The 1,698-nt window shown below is 62.8% G+C and carries 1 protein-coding gene; it reads left to right on the top strand.

Annotation, left to right across the window (positions count from 1 at the left end; genetic code table 11):
• Positions 1-655 precede the first annotated feature (655 nt).
• Positions 656-1,698, top strand: a 1,043-nt coding sequence (locus tag ACFV6D_RS33150; protein ID WP_380562500.1) for a reverse transcriptase domain-containing protein, incomplete at its 3' end; no start/stop codon positions are given.

Here is a 1,698-nt window from a genome sequence, read left to right as displayed (position 1 = left end):
GTGCGACACGAAGTCGCTTCGCCCAAGCAGACGACCTGCAAGAGGAAGGAGTGAACAGGTAGGCCGTCTCGGACCAGTGTCCAGGGTCCGTCCCCAGGCTCGCATGCGTCGCTGGCAACGGCGGGGTGTGAAGCCGAGCCGGTTAAGCCCAAGAGCGACCCGCGCCATCGGGTGGCAACAGGCGAAGGGGAAGGCCGGACGGGCTAATGAAAATGAACCCTTGATGACGTCCCGTTACTCCGAAGTCGCGTCGATGGCGACGTACTCGGCGACTGGTAGGACCTGGCGATGAAAGGCGCCGATCGGTCTCGCGTCCTTGGGAGATGCGGGATAGGACACCGATTGTCCCGGGGTTAAGAGGGAGCCCAACCCGGCCGCATCTTGACGAAGCGGAACGTGGAAACCCCGTTGGAGTCCGGCACTAGCCGGTAAGCCGGAGGCAACGAAGGCCCAACTCTTCAGCGGGACAGGATGATCCGAGAAGCGAATGCTGGTAGGGCGAAAGCCCGGAGGAAAACAGGGTGGGCCTCCTCACTCACCCTGCATAACTCGCCGGATACGGGACTCAGTTTCCCGGCCCGAAAGGGAGCCCACGCGGATCAGGTGGACCTGTGAAGTGAAACGGCAAGGAAGCCAGAACCGAAGGACAAGTTAGATGCCGGAGGCAGGTGTGGCAACGAAGGCAGTGACGTCGGGGTCTCCCGCTCCCGTGAACGGACCCGAGGACTACGCGCAGGCATGGCACGGCATCGACTGGGCCAAGACCGAGGCGACGGTACGGCGACTGAGGCAGCGAATCTTCACGGCAGCGAAGGAAGGGGACCTCAAGAAGGTCCGGAACTTGCAGAAGCTCATGCTGCGATCGCACTCGAACACGCTCGTGAGCGTCAAGAGGGTGACACAGCAGAGCCAAGGCCGCCGGACGGCCGGCATCGACCAGGAGGTCATCCTGACTCCGCGTGAGCGGGGCATGGTGGCCGCACAGATCTCTTCAGAGACAAAGCCTGGTCGCGCCAGACCTGTTCGGCGCGTGTACATTCCCAAAGCCAACGGGAAGCAGCGCCCACTCGGAATCCCGGTCATTCGTGACCGGATTCGCCAGGCCCGCGTGAAAAATGCGCTGGAGCCGGAGTGGGAAGCCCGGTTCGAGCACAGGAGCTACGGCTTCCGTCCGGGCCGGGGCTGTCATGACGCCATCGCGCAGATCTTCATCGCCGCAGGGAAGAAGAACGCCCGGCGGCTGTGGGTGCTCGATGCCGACCTGACAGCGGCCTTCGACCGGATCTCTCACGACCACCTGATCAGCAGCCTGGGAACCTTCCCTGCCAGGGAAGCCATCCGAGGCTGGCTGAGGGCCGGGGTGATGGATCGCGGCCGGTTCGCGCCAACTCTTGAGGGCACTCCTCAAGGTGGCGTGATCAGCCCGCTGCTGTTGAACGTTGCTCTGCACGGTATGGAAGAAGCCGCAGGCTGTCTCTCCGAGAAGAATGGAACAACTCGGCGAGACGCCTCGATTCTGGTCCGGTACGCGGACGACTTTGCAGTGTTCTGTCACAGCGAAGAACAAGCGCACAGGGCCAAGGAGGATCTCGCTCGGTGGATGGCCAGCCGGGGAGTCGCCTTCAACGAGGAGAAGACGCAAGTCGTCCACCTGGAAGAAGGATTCGACTTCCTCGGATTCAACATCCGCCGCTACAG

This window comes from Kitasatospora sp. NPDC059812 (genome assembly GCF_042732075.1).
Classification (GTDB): Bacteria; Actinomycetota; Actinomycetes; order Streptomycetales; family Streptomycetaceae; genus Kitasatospora.
This window is presented reverse-complemented; position numbering and strand designations above follow the sequence as displayed.